Source organism: Pseudomonas sp. 05N432 (assembly GCF_056396945.1).
Genome location: NZ_JBFTMM010000001.1, coordinates 448,251 through 463,886, shown reverse-complemented (window position 1 = coordinate 463,886; position 15,636 = coordinate 448,251). Strand labels below are relative to the sequence as shown.

Sequence of the window (15,636 nt, the reverse complement as noted above, 5' to 3'; positions counted from 1 at the left end):
GGTTGTCGTTAGCCCGGGCCTGCGTAATAAAATTCTGTTACACAGGTTTCAGGAAGGTGTTTGGAAATCGGCAGCGAAGTCCAGGCAACGCGCAGGTGGTACGGGAGGCGCAAGATCGCGCCTCCTGCCCCGCGCCCATTACCGCCAGACTTGCTCRCGATTTCTCAAGACAGCTTCTAAGGAGCAGTCATGAGCTATGTGATCGACCGACGTCTCAATGGCAAGAACAAGAGCACGGTAAACCGTCAGCGGTTTCTGCGGCGTTACCGTGATCACATCAAGAAGGCCGTCGAAGAGGCCGTCAGCCGGCGCTCCATTACCGATATGGAGCACGGTGAACAAATCAGCATTCCTGGCCGCGATATCGACGAGCCAGTGCTTCACCATGGTCGCGGTGGCAAGCAGACCATCGTGCATCCCGGTAACAAGGAGTTCACCAGCGGTGAGCATATTGCTCGTCCGCCGGGAGGTGGCGGTGGCAGAGGCCCCGGCAAGGCCGGCAATTCCGGCGAGGGCATGGACGAGTTTGTGTTCCAGATCACCCAGGAAGAATTTCTCGAGTTCATGTTCGAGGACCTGGAGCTGCCAAACCTGGTCAAGCGCAATCTGAGTGGCACCGACACTTTCAAGACCGTGCGCGCTGGTATCAGCAACGAAGGCAACCCTTCACGGATCAACATCATCCGCACCCTGCGCTCGGCCCATGCACGGCGCATCGCGCTATCGGGCAGCAGCCGGGAGAAATTGCGGGTAGCGAAAGAGGAACTGGCGCGACTTAAACAGGAAGAACCAGACAACTTCGGCGATATCCAGGAAATCGAGGCAGAAATCGAACGTTTGAGTGCGCGCATCAACCGTGTGCCGTTTCTCGACACCTTCGACCTCAAGTACAACCTGCTGATCAAGCAGCCCAACCCCAGCTCCAAGGCGGTAATGTTCTGCCTGATGGACGTTTCCGGCTCCATGACCCAGGCCACCAAGGACATCGCCAAACGGTTCTTCATCCTGCTGTACCTGTTCCTCAAGCGTAACTACGAGAAAATCGATGTGGTGTTCATCCGCCACCACACCAGCGCCCGGGAGGTTGATGAGGAAGAGTTCTTCTACTCTCGCGAAACCGGCGGCACCATCGTTTCCAGCGCCCTGAAACTGATGCAGGAGATCATGGCTGAGCGTTATCCAAGCAACGACTGGAACATTTACGCGGCGCAGGCTTCCGATGGTGATAACTGGAACGATGACTCGCCGATCTGCCGCGACATCCTGATCAACCAGATCATGCCATTCGTGCAGTACTACACTTATGTGGAGATTACCCCCCGCGAACACCAGGCCCTGTGGTACGAATACGAGCGTATCAGCGAAGCCTTTTCCGACACGTTTGCCCAGCAACAACTGGTCTCGGCCGGGGATATTTATCCGGTTTTCCGTGAACTCTTCCAGCGCAGGTTAGTGACATGACCGCCAAAGAGCAGAAGCGCCAACCCATATCCACAGGCTCCGAATGGACGTTCGAGCTGATCCAGGCCTACGACCGGGAAATCAGTCGTCTTGCGGCCCGTTACGCGCTCGATACCTACCCAAACCAGATCGAAGTGATTACTGCCGAGCAGATGATGGATGCCTACGCCTCTGTCGGCATGCCGCTGGGCTATCACCACTGGTCCTATGGCAAACACTTCCTCAGTACCGAGAAGTCCTACAGTCGCGGCCAGATGGGGCTGGCCTACGAGATCGTGATCAACTCGGACCCGTGCATCGCCTACCTGATGGAAGAAAATACTATCTGCATGCAGGCACTGGTGGTGGCCCACGCCTGCTACGGCCACAACAGCTTTTTCAAGGGTAATTACCTGTTCCGCACCTGGACCGATGCCAGTTCGATCATCGATTACCTGGTGTTTGCCAAGCAGTACATCATGCAATGCGAGGAACGCCACGGCATTGATGCCGTGGAAGACCTGCTGGACTCCTGCCATGCCCTGATGAACTACGGTGTCGACCGCTACAAACGTCCTTATCCGATTTCCGCGGAAGAAGAGCGACGTCGGCAAAAGGATCGTGAAGAACACCTGCAAAAGCAGATCAACGACCTGTGGCGCACCATTCCAAAAGGTGCAGACAAGTACAACGAGAAGGACAACGCACGCTTTCCGGCAGAACCGCAGGAGAACATCCTCTACTTCATCGAAAAGCACGCCCCGCTGCTGGAGCCATGGCAACGGGAAATCGTACGGATCGTGCGCAAGATCGCGCAGTACTTTTATCCGCAGCGTCAGACTCAGGTCATGAACGAGGGCTGGGCGACGTTCTGGCACTACACCCTGATGAACGACTTGTACGACGAGGGCCTGGTAACCGACGGCTTCATGATGGAGTTCCTGGCGTCTCACACCAGCGTAATCTTCCAGCCCGGGTTCGACAGCCCTTACTACAACGGCATCAACCCCTACACCCTGGGTTTTTCCATGTACCGCGACATTCGGCGCATGTGCGAAGCGCCCACTGAAGAGGATTACCGTTGGTTCCCTGAAATCGCCGGCACCGACTGGCTGTCGAGCATCAAGTTCGCCATGAGCAGCTTCAAGGACGAAAGCTTCATCCTGCAGTACCTGTCACCCAAAGTGATTCGCGACCTGAAACTGTTCAGCATTCTTGATGACGATCAGAAGGACGACCTGCTGGTGCCAGCCATTCATGACGAAGAAGGCTATCGGACCATTCGTGAAACCCTGGCAGCGCAGTACAACCTGGGTAACCGGGAACCGAACATACAGATCTACAGTATCGACCGGCGCGGCGACCGCTCGCTGACACTGCGCCATCAGCAACATGATCGTAAACCACTCGGGGACTCCACCGAGGAAGTGCTCAAGCACCTGCACCGCCTCTGGGGCTTCGATATTCACCTGGAAACCCTGCAAGGCGACCAGGTAATGAAAACCCATCACGTCCCGCCCAAAGGCGAACATAGCGAGGGCGAATACGGTCGGATGGACCTCGCCGTCATTCATCTTTGATGTCAGCCGGACCTCCGAAAGTTCGACGCAAGGGTTATCCTGTCGGGCTAACGGAGGTTTTTTATGCAGATTTATAAAGTCGGCGGCGCGGTCCGTGATCGCCTGCTCGGCAAGCCTGTTACCGACATCGACTGGGTGGTGGTGGGCGCCAGCACCGAAGAAATGCTCGCCAAGGGCTATCGCCCGGTAGGCGCCGATTTTCCGGTATTCCTTCACCCCAAAAGCGGCGAGGAATATGCGCTAGCCCGCACCGAACGCAAAAGTGGACGCGGCTACGGCGGCTTCACCTTCCATGCCAGCCCGGAAGTCACCCTGGAAGAAGACCTGATTCGTCGCGATCTGACGATCAATGCCATGGCCGAAGACGATCACGGTCAATTGACCGATCCGTATCACGGCCAGCGCGATCTTGAAGCACGGCTGCTTCGTCACGTATCCCCCGCGTTCGCCGAAGATCCTCTCCGAGTTCTGCGCGTTGCCCGTTTCGCCGCGCGTTATGCCGGACTCGGCTTTACCGTAGCTCCCGAGACCCTGGAGCTGATGCGCCAGCTCAGTGAGTCAGGCGAGCTTGAGGCCCTGACCGCAGAGCGCAGCTGGAAAGAAATTTCCCGCGCCCTGATGGAAGCTCAACCACAAGTATTCATCCAGGTTTTGCGCGATTGCGGCGCCCTGAAAGTCTTGATCCCCGAGATTGACGTGCTGTTCGGTGTGCCACAACCCGAAGCCCACCACCCGGAAATCGACAGCGGCGTGCACACCCTGAGCGTTCTCGAACAGGCTGCCCTGCACAAGCAACCGCTAACCGTGCGCTGGGCCTGCCTGCTGCATGATCTGGGCAAAGGCCTGACACCTGAGAGCCAGTGGCCCAGACACATCGCTCACGAGCACAAGGGCCTGAGGCTGATCAAAGCGGTCAACGAGCGCTTCAAGGTCCCGCGCGACTGCCAGGAACTGGCGTTGCTGGTAGGCGAATTCCACACCCACGGCCATCGTGCGCTGGAACTGAAGCCGTCGACATTGCTGGAGTTGCTGCAAAGCTTCGATGTTTACCGACGGCCGCAGCGTTTTGAAGAATTCATCAATGCCTGCGAAATGGACGCCCGGGGCCGGAAGGGCCTTGAACAGAGAAGTTATCCACAAGCGGATTATTTACGAGGCGCGGCGACCGCCGCACGCACCGTGGCGATTCAGCCTTTGCTGGAGCAGGGATTCAAAGGCCCGGAGCTGGGCGAGGCCTTGAAGCGCGAACGGCTCAAAGCATTGAAGGCTTACAAGGAAACAGCCTCCTCCTGAGCATCATCGGATCGCCTTCGCGAGCAAGCTCGCTCCCACAGGTTTTGTGCTGACTCTTGTGGGAGCGAGCTTGCTCGCGAAGAGGTCAATCAGGTCACAGCAGATCCGAAGGGGTCAACTGCTCACCACGCCACTCAAACGCCACCGGCGCCAGAACCTGATCAATCTGCGCCTCCGCCCACAGCGTCGCAAAACTTTTACCCACGCCAGGATGCACCCTGTCCGGCGCTATCAGCGACAACGGCCACAGCACAAAGGCATTTTTCAGGATTTCCGCTCGCGGCAGGATCAATCCGTCGAAATTCCCCACCAGATCGCCATACAGCAGCACGTCGATATCCAAGGGCAAGCCCTTGCGATCGGGGGCATAACGACCGTTGTCGGCCTCGATAAACTTCAACCGACGGTCCAGCTCCGTCAACGGCAGATCGGTAAACGCCGACACTACGAAATTGAAAAACGGACCGCTCTTGATCCCCACCGGCTGACTTTCGAACACCGCCGAACAGCGTATATCCACCAGAAAACCGGCAAGCGCTTCCAGCCCCGCCTGCAAATGAGCTTCGCGCTCGACATTACTGCCGAGCCCAAGAAATACCTGAGTTAGCGACATCCGCGCTCGATCTCCACGCCCACGCCCGTTGCAGCCGGGATAGCCCCCGGCTTGGTCAGCTTGAGGCGCAGCCAGGTAATCTTGAATTCGCTCATCAAGACTTCGGCCAGACGCTCGGCAAAGGTTTCAACCAACTGGTACTGCGCCTGCTCGGCGAACGCCTGAATACGTGCTGTCACGCTGGCGTAGTCGAGCGCCAGGGTCAGGTCATCACCCGCCGCTGCCGGGCGATTGTCCCAGGCGAAATTCAGATCAAGACGCAGGCACTGACGGATGCCGCGCTCCCAGTCGTAGGCACCGATCACCGTGTCGACTTCCAGGCCCTCGATAAACACTCTGTCCAAGCACTCTTCTCCGCAGCACGACAAGGGCGCAATGCGCCGTTAGAATCAGGGCGTCCTCGCCCGGAATAGTTAGCATGTTTTGGTTACTGGCGATCCTCGCCTACCTGCTTGGCTCTCTGTCCTTTGCCATTTTGCTCAGCCGCCTGACCGGTAACCCCGATCCGCGAATGAGTGGCTCGGGTAATGCCGGCGCCACCAACATGTTACGCCTGGCCGGCAAAAAACTCGCCGTCCTGACCTTGCTCGGTGACCTCTGCAAAGGCCTGCTACCCGTGTTGGTTGCAGGGCTTGCGGGCCTCTCGGTACAGCAACAGGCCTGGGTCGGCGTCTATGCCGTGATCGGCCATCTGTATCCGCTGTACTTCCGCTTTCGCGGTGGCAAAGGTGTAGCAACGGCTGCCGGCATGCTGCTGGGGCTTTACCCTCCGGCAGCGCTCCTGGCTATCGGCGCATGGCTATTGACCTTCTACCTCACACGCACCAGCTCGCTGGCCGCCCTGATCGCCACGCCCCTGACCCTGCCACTGCTGGCCTGGCAGGAGCCGGGAGCATTGCTGCCCATGAGCGCGCTGACAGCACTGATCGTCTGGCGCCATCGCGGCAATCTACGCGACCTGTTTGCCGGGCGCGAACGGCATTTTTAAATACTTTCGCCGAGTACGCCCCTGACTCACCCGTCTTTACACAGGTGACAACTGCTCCATCGGCCAACGCGCCTGCACGCTGATCGCCAGACTTTCCTGCTGACCGGCCTGTAACCGCTGACATCCGGCAAAAGCGATCATTGCGCCGTTATCGGTGCAGAACTCCGGACGTGCGTAGTAAACGTCGCCCTTCATGTCACCAAGCATTTTCTCCAGGGACACACGCAAAGCCTTGTTTGCACTGACGCCTCCAGCGATCACCAGACGCTTGAGACCCGCCTGCTTCAGGGCACGCTTGCACTTGATGGTCAGAGTCTCCACCACCGCCTGCTGGAAGGCCAGCGAGATGTCGCTGCGTGTTTGCTCGCCGTCGTCCCCAGCGCTGACGCACTGCTGCCACGTGTTCAAGGCAAAGGTTTTCAAGCCGCTGAAACTGAAATCCAGACCTGGCCGATCACACATCGGACGCGGGAACGCGAAACGTCCGGCGACGCCTTGCGCGGCCAATCGTGCGATTTCCGGACCACCAGGGTAATTGAGGCCCATCATCTTCGCCGTCTTGTCGAACGCCTCACCGGCAGCATCATCCAGCGTCTCGCCCAACAACTCGTATTGACCGATGCCATCGACCCGAACCAGCTGGGTATGACCACCGGACACCAACAAAGCGACGAACGGAAATTCGGGTGGTTGCGGCTCCAGCATCGGCGCCAGCAAGTGACCTTCCATGTGGTGCACGCCCAAGGCTGGAATGCCCCAGGCAAACGCCAGCGCCTGAGCGCAGGAAGCCCCCACCAGCAAGGCTCCGACCAGGCCAGGCCCCGCGGTATAGGCGATGGCATCGATCTCGGTCGGCACACAGTCGGCTTCAGCCAACACCTGACGAATCAAGGGCAGCATACGTTTGACGTGATCACGCGAAGCCAGCTCCGGCACCACGCCACCATAGGCGCGATGCAGGTCGATCTGGCTGAACAGTGCATCGGCCAGCAGGCCTTTTTCACTGTCGTAAAGTGCGACGCCGGTTTCGTCGCAGGAGGTTTCTAATCCCAGTACTAGCATGGGTTTGCGCCTTGTTTAGGCTAAATTCGAAGGCGCGCATAATAGTCGCCACGTGATGCCCCGACCAGCGGTTTTCGATCAGAGGCTTTGCATTCCGAGCGATGAGGGGTTAACATCCGCAACCCTTAAAAACCGACGTCTTCAAGTGCACTTTTGCCGCGAGGATGTTGACCCCGGTAATGAATGAAGGTAGCTCTGGATGCCAGCCGTCAAAGTTAAAGAGAACGAACCCTTCGACGTAGCTCTGCGTCGTTTCAAGCGCTCCTGCGAAAAAGCCGGTGTTCTGGCTGAAGTTCGTAGCCGCGAATTTTACGAGAAGCCGACTTCTGAGCGTAAGCGTAAAGCAGCAGCCGCTGTTAAGCGTCACGCCAAGAAAGTTCAGCGCGAACAGCGCCGCGCCGTTCGTCTGTACTAATACACAGACGTTCGTAGCAAGCTTCTGCCAAGCCCGGCCCTCAGCCGGGCTTATGGCATTTGCGGATATCGCTTGATGCTTCACCGTCAAAGCCGCAGACGCGACTGAGACAAACCTGCTTCACACGTCAGACCTGGCTCTTTTGCCAGCGGTGCACGTCTCTTCTGACGAGCCTTCCAAGGCTACTGACGAGCACAACCTTTTACTGATTCCTCTTACGACGATCAGCCCAAGGCACGATTTTGCGTGCCCACTTATGAGCTATCCGAGGCCTCCCTTTGGCCAATACGGACTCAGCGCAACACTTTCAAACAGTCGAATACCGATGAGCACTAACGTCAGCGGATTTTCGGCAGATACACTTCCCGACAGCGAATACGCAGACGATACCTGGTCGAGCCGCACATCCTCCGCGCCTCAGCATAATGACCAGCATCAGGCCGCCTTTCGCACGGGTTAGATTTTCAGCGCAGTGATGACGAGAACGCCATGGCCGGGCTAATTCCCCAGAGCTTTATTGACGACCTTCTGAACCGCACCGACATCGTCGATGTGGTCAGCTCGCGCTTGCAAATGAAAAAAGCCGGCAAGAACTACACCGCCTGCTGCCCGTTTCACAAAGAAAAAACCCCCTCCTTCAGCGTCAGCCCGGACAAACAGTTCTATTACTGCTTTGGCTGCGGCGCTGGTGGCAATGCCCTCGGCTTCATCATGGACCACGACAACCTGGATTTTCCCCAGGCTGTCGAAGAACTGGCCAAAGCCGCCGGCATGGAAATACCCCGCGAGGAAAGCGGTCGCCCGCATAAACCACGACAACCGACCGACTCGCCGCTCTACCCACTGCTGACCGCCGCTGCTGATTTCTACCGCCAGGCACTGAAAAGCCATCCGGCGCGAAAAGCAGCTGTCGACTACTTGAAGGGTCGCGGCCTGACCGGCGAGATCGCCCGCGATTTCGGCCTCGGCTTCGCGCCTCCAGGCTGGGACAACCTGTTCAAGCATCTGAGTAGCGACACCCTGCAACAAAAAGCCATGATCGACGCCGGCCTGCTGATCGAGAACGCCGAAACCGGCAAACGCTACGATCGCTTTCGCGACCGCGTGATGTTCCCGATTCGCGACAGCCGCGGGCGCATCATCGCGTTTGGCGGCCGAGTACTGGGCGACGACAAACCGAAATACCTGAACTCACCGGAAACCGCGGTATTTCATAAAGGCCAGGAACTCTACGGCCTGTATGAAGCACGCAAGAACAACCGCAATCTCGACGAGATCATCGTCGTCGAAGGCTACATGGACGTCATTGCCCTGGCCCAACAGGGCCTGCACAATGCCGTCGCCACACTCGGCACCGCCACCAGCGAAGAACACTTGAAGCGGCTGTTTCGCGTGGTGCCCAACGTGCTGTTCTGCTTCGACGGCGACCAGGCTGGCCGCAATGCCGCGTGGCGTGCCCTGGAGTCAACGCTTTCGAGCCTGCAAGACGGACGGCGTGCGCGCTTCCTGTTCCTGCCCGAAGGCGAAGACCCGGACACGCTGATCCGCTCCGAAGGCACTGACGCCTTTCGCGCGAGGATCAATCAACACGCCCAGCCATTGGCCGACTATTTCTTTCAGCAACTGACTGAGGAATCCGATCCGCGCTCGCTCGAAGGCAAGGCCCACATGGCCACCCTCGCCGCGCCGCTGATCGACAAAGTCCCGGGGGCCAACCTGCGCACCCTGATGCGCCAGCGCCTGACCGAAATTACCGGCCTGAACAGCGAAGCCGTCAGTCAGCTGGTGCACAGCGCACCGCAGGATGCACCTCCCGCCTACGACCCCGGCATCGATTACGACGCCATGCCGGACTATTCCGACTACCACCAACCGCAAGAGGCCTATGCACCTCAGCAGGAGTGGACGCCGAAAAAACCGGGCAGCGGCGGCAAGAAGTGGGATAACAAACCCTGGGACAAGAAAGGCAAACGCGATGAGCGGAGCCCACCCCGCATCCCGATTGCTGTCGAGGCCCCTACCTTGATTGCGTTGCGCACACTAATCCATCACCCGCAACTGGCCGGCAAAGTTGAAACCGCCGACCACTTCGCAAATGAAAGCAACACTTATGCGCAACTGCTAATAGCCCTGATCGAGGCTGTGCAAAAAAATCCTAAGCTAAACTCTATCCAGCTAATGGCCCGCTGGCATGGAACCGAGCAAGGACGCCTGCTTAAAGCACTCGCAGAAAAGGAGTGGTTAATTGAAGGCGACAACCTTGAACAACAGTTTTTAGACACCATTACTAGGTTATCAGCGGGTCAGCACACGCAGACTCTCGACGACCTCATCAAGAAAGCACGGCAGCCAGGATTGACTGCCGAGGAAGCGAATCAAATAGCAAATCAGATGCGCGACCTACTAAAACGGAATGTTTCCGCATCAAACCCGACCTCAAGTGGCGCGTGAGGTCATAGCTAAGGTATAATCCTCGGCTTGTTTTTTGCCCGCCAAGACCTTCAGTGGATAGGGTGTTATGTCCGGAAAAGCGCAACAGCAGTCTCGTATCAAAGAGTTGATCACCCTTGGTCGTGAGCAGGGTTACCTGACTTACGCGGAGGTCAACGACCACCTGCCGGAGGATATTTCAGATCCGGAACAGGTGGAAGACATCATCCGCATGATCAATGACATGGGGATCAACGTATTCGAGGTTGCGCCAGATAAGGATTCCCTTATGCTGGCCGACGCCGATACCGACGAAGCAGCCGCAGAAGAAGCGGCGGCAGCGTTGGCAGCGGTTGAGACCGACATTGGTCGCACTACCGACCCGGTGCGCATGTACATGCGCGAAATGGGTACCGTAGAGCTCCTCACACGTGAAGGCGAAATCGAAATCGCCAAACGTATTGAAGAGGGCATCCGTGAAGTGATGGGCGCAATTGCGCACTTCCCTGGCACGGTTGACCACATTCTCTCCGAATACACTCGCGTCACCACCGAAGGTGGCCGCCTGTCCGACGTCCTGAGCGGTTATATCGACCCGGACGACGGCATTGCGCCACCTGCTGCAGAAGTGCCGCCGCCTGTCGACCCGAAAGCCGTGAAAGCGGATGACGACACCGATGACGACGACGCTGAAGCCAGTGACGACGAAGAAGAAGCCGAAAGCGGTCCGGATCCGGTCATCGCTGCGCAGCGTTTTGGCGCAGTGGCCGATCAAGCGGAAATCACCCGCAAGGCGCTGAAAAAGTACGGTCGTGAAAACAAGCAGGCCATTGCCGAGATGTTGGCGCTGGCTGAGCTGTTCATGCCGATCAAACTGGTTCCGAAGCAATTCGAAGGCCTGGTTGAGCGTGTACGTAGCGCCCTGGATCGTCTGCGTCAGCAAGAGCGCGCGATCATGCAGCTTTGCGTTCGTGATGCACGTATGCCGCGTGCCGACTTCCTGCGCCAGTTCCCGGGCAACGAAGTTGACGAAAGCTGGACCGAAGCACTGGCCAAGGGCAAAAGCAAATACGCTGAAGCCATTGGTCGCCTGCAAGCCGACATCGTTCGCTGCCARCAGAAGCTGACCGCACTTGAAGCCGAAACCGGCTTGAAGATTGCCGAGATCAAGGACATCAACCGTCGTATGTCGATCGGTGAGGCCAAAGCCCGCCGCGCGAAGAAAGAGATGGTCGAAGCCAACTTGCGTCTGGTGATCTCCATCGCCAAGAAGTACACCAACCGTGGCCTGCAATTCCTCGATCTGATCCAGGAAGGCAACATCGGTTTGATGAAAGCGGTAGACAAGTTCGAATACCGCCGCGGCTACAAATTCTCGACTTATGCTACCTGGTGGATCCGTCAGGCGATCACTCGCTCGATCGCCGACCAGGCCCGCACCATCCGTATTCCGGTGCACATGATCGAGACGATCAACAAGCTCAACCGCATTTCCCGCCAGATGTTGCAGGAAATGGGTCGCGAACCGACTCCGGAAGAGCTGGGCGAACGCATGGAAATGCCTGAGGACAAGATCCGCAAGGTATTGAAGATCGCTAAAGAGCCGATCTCCATGGAAACCCCGATCGGTGATGACGAAGACTCCCATCTGGGTGACTTCATCGAAGACTCGACCATGCAGTCGCCAATCGATGTTGCTACCGTTGAGAGCCTTAAAGAAGCGACTCGCGAAGTTCTCTCCGGCCTCACTGCCCGTGAAGCCAAGGTTCTGCGCATGCGCTTCGGTATCGACATGAATACCGACCACACCCTCGAGGAGGTTGGTAAACAGTTCGACGTTACCCGTGAACGGATTCGTCAGATCGAAGCCAAAGCGCTGCGCAAGCTGCGCCACCCGACGAGAAGCGAGCATTTGCGCTCCTTCCTCGACGAGTGATCACAAAACCCCCGGCCCTGCCGGGGGTTTTGCTTTCTATAGATTAAATCCCCTTCGCTTCGCTCCCTCCGCATAGCCCGTCTACACTCGAAACATTCCCCTCCCAAGCCATAACGAGACCGTTATGCCCAGACTGCCGGCCGTGCTTTTGCTATCGCTGATGACCTGGACCACAACGGCTGGCGCGCTGACTCTGACCGACGAAGAACGTGTCTGGCTTGCGGCTCACCCGGAACTGCGCCTGGGTGTCGACGCTTCCTGGCCACCGTTTGAATTTCGCGATGAACAAGGCCGATACCAAGGCCTTGCCGCTGACTACATCAACATCGTGCGTGATCGCCTGGCAATCAAAGTCACACCCATTGAGCCTGTGAGCTGGACCGAAGTCCTGAAACAGGCCAAACAGGGCAAGCTGGACCTCTTGCCCGGCGTCATGTCGACGCCCGAACGGCAGAGTTACCTCGCGTTCACGCGGCCCTATCTGGACTTTCCAATCGTCATCCTCGCCCATGTGAAAGGTGCACAGCCGCACAAGCTGGAAGACCTTTACGGCCTGAAAGTCGCCGTCGTGGAAAACTACGCCCCCCATGAACTGCTGCGCACCCACCATCCTGACCTCAATCTGGTCCCTATGCCCAATGTCAGCTCGACCTTGCAGGCACTGGCCACCGACGAGGTGGACGCGGTAGTCGGCGATCTGGCCTCAAGCGTCTGGAGCCTTCGCCAACTCAAACTCGACGGGCTCTATGTCAGCGGCGAAACACCGTATCGCTACCAATTGGCGATGGGCGTACCGCGAGACAACAAAATGCTGGTCGGGATTCTGGATAAAGTACTGGCGGACATGAGCCCCGGTGAAATCAGCGCCATCCAGGAGCATTGGGTTGGGAATGTCCTCGACCACCGCACCATCTGGTCCGACCTGCTGATGTACGGCTTGCCCGGCGTACTGCTGCTGGTGACCGTTCTGGCCGTGGTAATCCGCATCAATCGCCGCTTGAGCTCGGAAATTTCCCGTCGGGTAGCCCTGGAACAGGAGCTGCGCACCAGCGAATACCATTACCGCGGCCTGGTGGAGAGCCTTTCGGCAATAGCCTGGGAAGCGCGAATCAGCGATTTTACGTACAGCTACGTATCTCCCCATGCCGAAGGCCTGCTCGGCTACCCCCTGTCCCATTGGCTGATTCCGGGTTTCTGGCGCAACATCATCCACCCCGCCGACCTCACACGCGCCCAGGCATTTTGCGATCACGAAGTACTTGCCGGACGCGATTACAGCCTCGATTACCGGGTGATCACTGCCGATGGACGCTGCCTCTGGGTACGCGACATCGTCAGCCTGATAGAGCACGGCCACGAGCCAATACTGCGCGGGCTGATGATCGACATCAGTGAAGCCAAAAGAACCGAAGAAGCCTTGCGCCTCTCCGAGCAGAAGTTTGCCTCGGTATTCCAGCAATGCCCTGACATTCTGGTCATTGCACGCCTGTCCGACGGTTGCCTGCTGGAGGTCAACGAGGCGTTCGAAGAGCAAATTGGCCTCTCTGCCGGAGAAGTGATCGGACGGACCGCCACCGAACTGAACATCTGGGGCATCGCCGGTGTCGGCCCCGGACTCTTGCAGCGCTTGCAAGCCGGCAGTATTCGCAATCTGGAGATGCCCTTTCGTCGCAGTAATGGCCAGGTGTTCACCGGCCTGATCTCCGCCGAACCCTTCCAGCTCGACACCACCCCGGCACTGGTCGTGGTAGTGCGTGACATCAGCCAGCTCAAGGAAACCCAACAACAACTGCAAACCTCTGAAGAGAAATTTGCCAAAGCCTTCCATGCGTCCCCTGACGGCTTGTTGCTGTCACGCGTGAGCGACGGCCTGCTGATCGAGGTCAACGAAGGCTTCAGCCGCATCACCGGCTTCAACAGCGCGATGTCGCTGGACCGCTCGACCTTCGACCTCGGCATCTGGGTCAACCTGAATGAACGCAGGCAGATGCTCGACCTGTTGAAACGCGACGGCTTCGTGCGTGACTTCAGTTGCCATATACGCCGCAACGATGGGCAGATCCGTCTCTGCGAGATGTCCAGCCGGCCGCTGCCGATTGGCGATGACGATTGCATGCTGACCATCGCCCGGGATATCACCGAGCGGCATCTGATGCAGGAAAAACTGCAACAGGCTGCCACGGTATTCGAGAGCACCGCAGAAGGCGTATTGATCACCGACACCCAACAGCACATCAGTGCCGTCAACCGCGCGTTTACCGAGATCACCGGCTACAGCGAAACCGAAGCCCTGGGCCATACCCCAAGGCTGCTCGCCTCAGGCCTGCATGACAGCGCCTTCTACGCGGCAATGTGGCATCAACTGACCGCCGAAGGGCATTGGCAGGGCGAAATTTCCAACCGCCGCAAGAATGGCGAGCTGTACCCCAGTTGGCTGACCATCAGCGCGGTGCGCAATAAAGACCGCTTCATCACCCACTTCGTCGCGGTATTTGCCGATATCTCCAGCCTCAAGCACGCCCAGGCCAAACTCGACTATCAAGCTCACCACGATCCGTTGACGGGCCTGCCGAACCGGACGCTGTTCGAAAGCCGGCTGCTGACCGCACTCAACCACCAGCAGGAAAACGGTGGTCAGGGCGCCGTACTGTTTCTGGACCTCGATCGCTTCAAGCACATCAACGACAGCCTGGGTCATCCGGTTGGCGACCTGCTGCTCAAAGGCATCGCGGTGCGGCTCAAAGAGCAACTTCGGGACATCGATACCGTGGCGCGGCTGGGCGGTGACGAATTCATCATCCTGCTACCGGGCCTGCAACAAGCCAGCGACGCCGACCATATTGCCAACAAGCTGCTGAACTGCTTCACAGCGCCCTTCCAGGCTGGCGAGCACGAGTTCTTCATCAGTGCCAGCATCGGCACCAGCCTCTACCCCAAGGACGGCAGCGACGTCGCCACGCTGATCAAAAACGCCGATGCTGCGATGTACCGCTCCAAAGCCAAAGGTCGCAACCGGGTTGAAAGCTATACCCGCGACCTGACCGCACAGGCCAGCGAACGCGTGGCACTGGAGCATGAGTTGCGCCGCGCTATCGAGCGCAATGAGCTGACGCTGTTCTATCAACCCAAAGTGAGCCTCACCCATCCGCGCCTGGTAGGTGCCGAAGCCCTGATCCGCTGGCGGCATCCAGCCTTCGGCGATGTGCCGCCCGAGCACTTCATCCCGCTGGCCGAAGAAAACGGCATGATCCTGCAAATCGGTGACTGGGTACTGGAACAGGCCTGCCTGCAGATGTACGAGTGGAACCAGCGCTATGAAAGTTTCGGCCCGCTGTCAGTCAACCTGGCCGGAGCGCAACTACGCCAGCCGAACCTGCTGGTCCGCATCGAACAATTGCTCAAGGACAACCGCCTCAAACCGGGCTTCCTGCAACTGGAAATCACCGAAAACTTCATCATGAGCCAGGCCGAAGAGGCACTTGAAGTCCTGCATCAGCTCAAACGCCTGGGCGTGCAGTTGGCCATCGACGACTTCGGCACCGGTTATTCCTCGCTGAGCTACCTTAAACGCTTGCCGCTGGATTTCCTGAAAATTGACCAGTCCTTTGTCCGCGGACTGCCGGACGACCCACACGATGCCGCCATCGTCCGCGCAATCATTGCCCTGGGCCGCAGCATGCAATTCACGATCATTGCCGAAGGTGTTGAAACCCACGCGCAGCAGCAATTCCTGACTGCAGAGGGTTGCGAACAGATCCAGGGCTACATCGTCAGCCTGCCTCTACCCGCCGACGAATTCGCTGCAACCTTTCTTCGTATCGCAGTTTCAGACTTTTCGGATAGCACAGCCGGGAAACCATCGCTATAATCCGCGGCCTA

General features: G+C 58.1%; 11 protein-coding genes. 8 read left to right on the top strand and 3 right to left on the bottom strand.

The features are described from left to right. Positions 1-189: 189 nt before the first annotated feature. From AC1DHT_RS02150 to AC1DHT_RS02140, 3 genes are all read left to right on the top strand, one after another. Positions 190-1,461, top strand: a complete 1,272-nt coding sequence (locus AC1DHT_RS02150) for a YeaH/YhbH family protein (RefSeq protein ID WP_054594316.1) — start codon at positions 190-192, stop codon at positions 1,459-1,461. Continuing rightward, positions 1,458-3,020: a SpoVR family protein gene (locus tag AC1DHT_RS02145; protein ID WP_427544843.1), complete on the top strand. Its 1,563-nt coding sequence runs from the start codon at positions 1,458-1,460 to the stop codon at positions 3,018-3,020. Before AC1DHT_RS02150 ends, AC1DHT_RS02145 begins: the two co-directional genes overlap by 4 nt. A gap of 63 nt (positions 3,021-3,083) precedes the next feature. Beyond that, positions 3,084-4,313, top strand: a complete 1,230-nt coding sequence (locus AC1DHT_RS02140; protein WP_427544845.1) for a multifunctional CCA addition/repair protein — start codon at positions 3,084-3,086, stop codon at positions 4,311-4,313. A gap of 94 nt (positions 4,314-4,407) precedes the next feature. Here the strand turns inward: AC1DHT_RS02140 and folK are convergent, their stop codons facing one another. Together folK and folB are read right to left on the bottom strand one after the other, a co-directional pair. Further along, on the bottom strand, positions 4,408-4,926 hold the full coding sequence (gene folK, locus AC1DHT_RS02135) for a 2-amino-4-hydroxy-6-hydroxymethyldihydropteridine diphosphokinase (RefSeq protein ID WP_427544847.1): 519 nt from the start codon (positions 4,924-4,926) through the stop codon (positions 4,408-4,410). Beyond that, on the bottom strand, positions 4,917-5,270 hold the full coding sequence (gene folB / locus AC1DHT_RS02130; RefSeq protein WP_123581198.1) for a dihydroneopterin aldolase: 354 nt from the start codon (positions 5,268-5,270) through the stop codon (positions 4,917-4,919). The genes folK and folB overlap by 10 nt, the downstream gene beginning before the upstream one ends. A gap of 74 nt (positions 5,271-5,344) precedes the next feature. On the opposite strand from folB, the gene plsY reads away from it, so the two are divergent. Then, complete coding sequence (plsY, locus tag AC1DHT_RS02125) at positions 5,345-5,914, top strand: glycerol-3-phosphate 1-O-acyltransferase PlsY (protein WP_145014434.1); 570 nt, start codon at positions 5,345-5,347, stop codon at positions 5,912-5,914. Positions 5,915-5,950: 36 nt separating this feature from the next. Here plsY and tsaD read toward each other — a convergent pair whose 3' ends face one another. Further along, positions 5,951-6,976 carry a tRNA (adenosine(37)-N6)-threonylcarbamoyltransferase complex transferase subunit TsaD gene (gene tsaD, locus AC1DHT_RS02120; protein WP_427544849.1) on the bottom strand — a complete coding sequence of 342 codons (1,026 nt, stop codon included), beginning with the start codon at positions 6,974-6,976 and terminating at the stop codon, positions 5,951-5,953. A gap of 199 nt (positions 6,977-7,175) precedes the next feature. Here tsaD and rpsU point away from each other — a divergent pair, with 199 nt between their 5' ends. The 4 genes from rpsU (at position 7,176) to AC1DHT_RS02100 (ending at position 15,625) form a co-directional block, all read left to right on the top strand. Continuing rightward, positions 7,176-7,391, top strand: coding sequence for a 30S ribosomal protein S21 (gene rpsU / locus AC1DHT_RS02115; protein ID WP_002551877.1), 216 nt, complete (start codon positions 7,176-7,178; stop codon positions 7,389-7,391). 489 nt (positions 7,392-7,880) lie between these two features. Beyond that, on the top strand, positions 7,881-9,842 hold the full coding sequence (gene dnaG / locus AC1DHT_RS02110) for a DNA primase (protein ID WP_427545655.1): 1,962 nt from the start codon (positions 7,881-7,883) through the stop codon (positions 9,840-9,842). Positions 9,843-9,909: 67 nt separating this feature from the next. Continuing rightward, a complete protein-coding gene (gene rpoD, locus AC1DHT_RS02105; RefSeq protein WP_429538946.1) occupies positions 9,910-11,757 on the top strand; it encodes an RNA polymerase sigma factor RpoD in 1,848 nt (615 codons plus the stop codon). A 124-nt stretch (positions 11,758-11,881) separates the two neighbouring features. Continuing rightward, a complete protein-coding gene (locus AC1DHT_RS02100) occupies positions 11,882-15,625 on the top strand; it encodes a bifunctional diguanylate cyclase/phosphodiesterase (RefSeq protein WP_427545651.1) in 3,744 nt (1,247 codons plus the stop codon). The last annotated feature ends 11 nt before the right edge of the window (positions 15,626-15,636 follow it).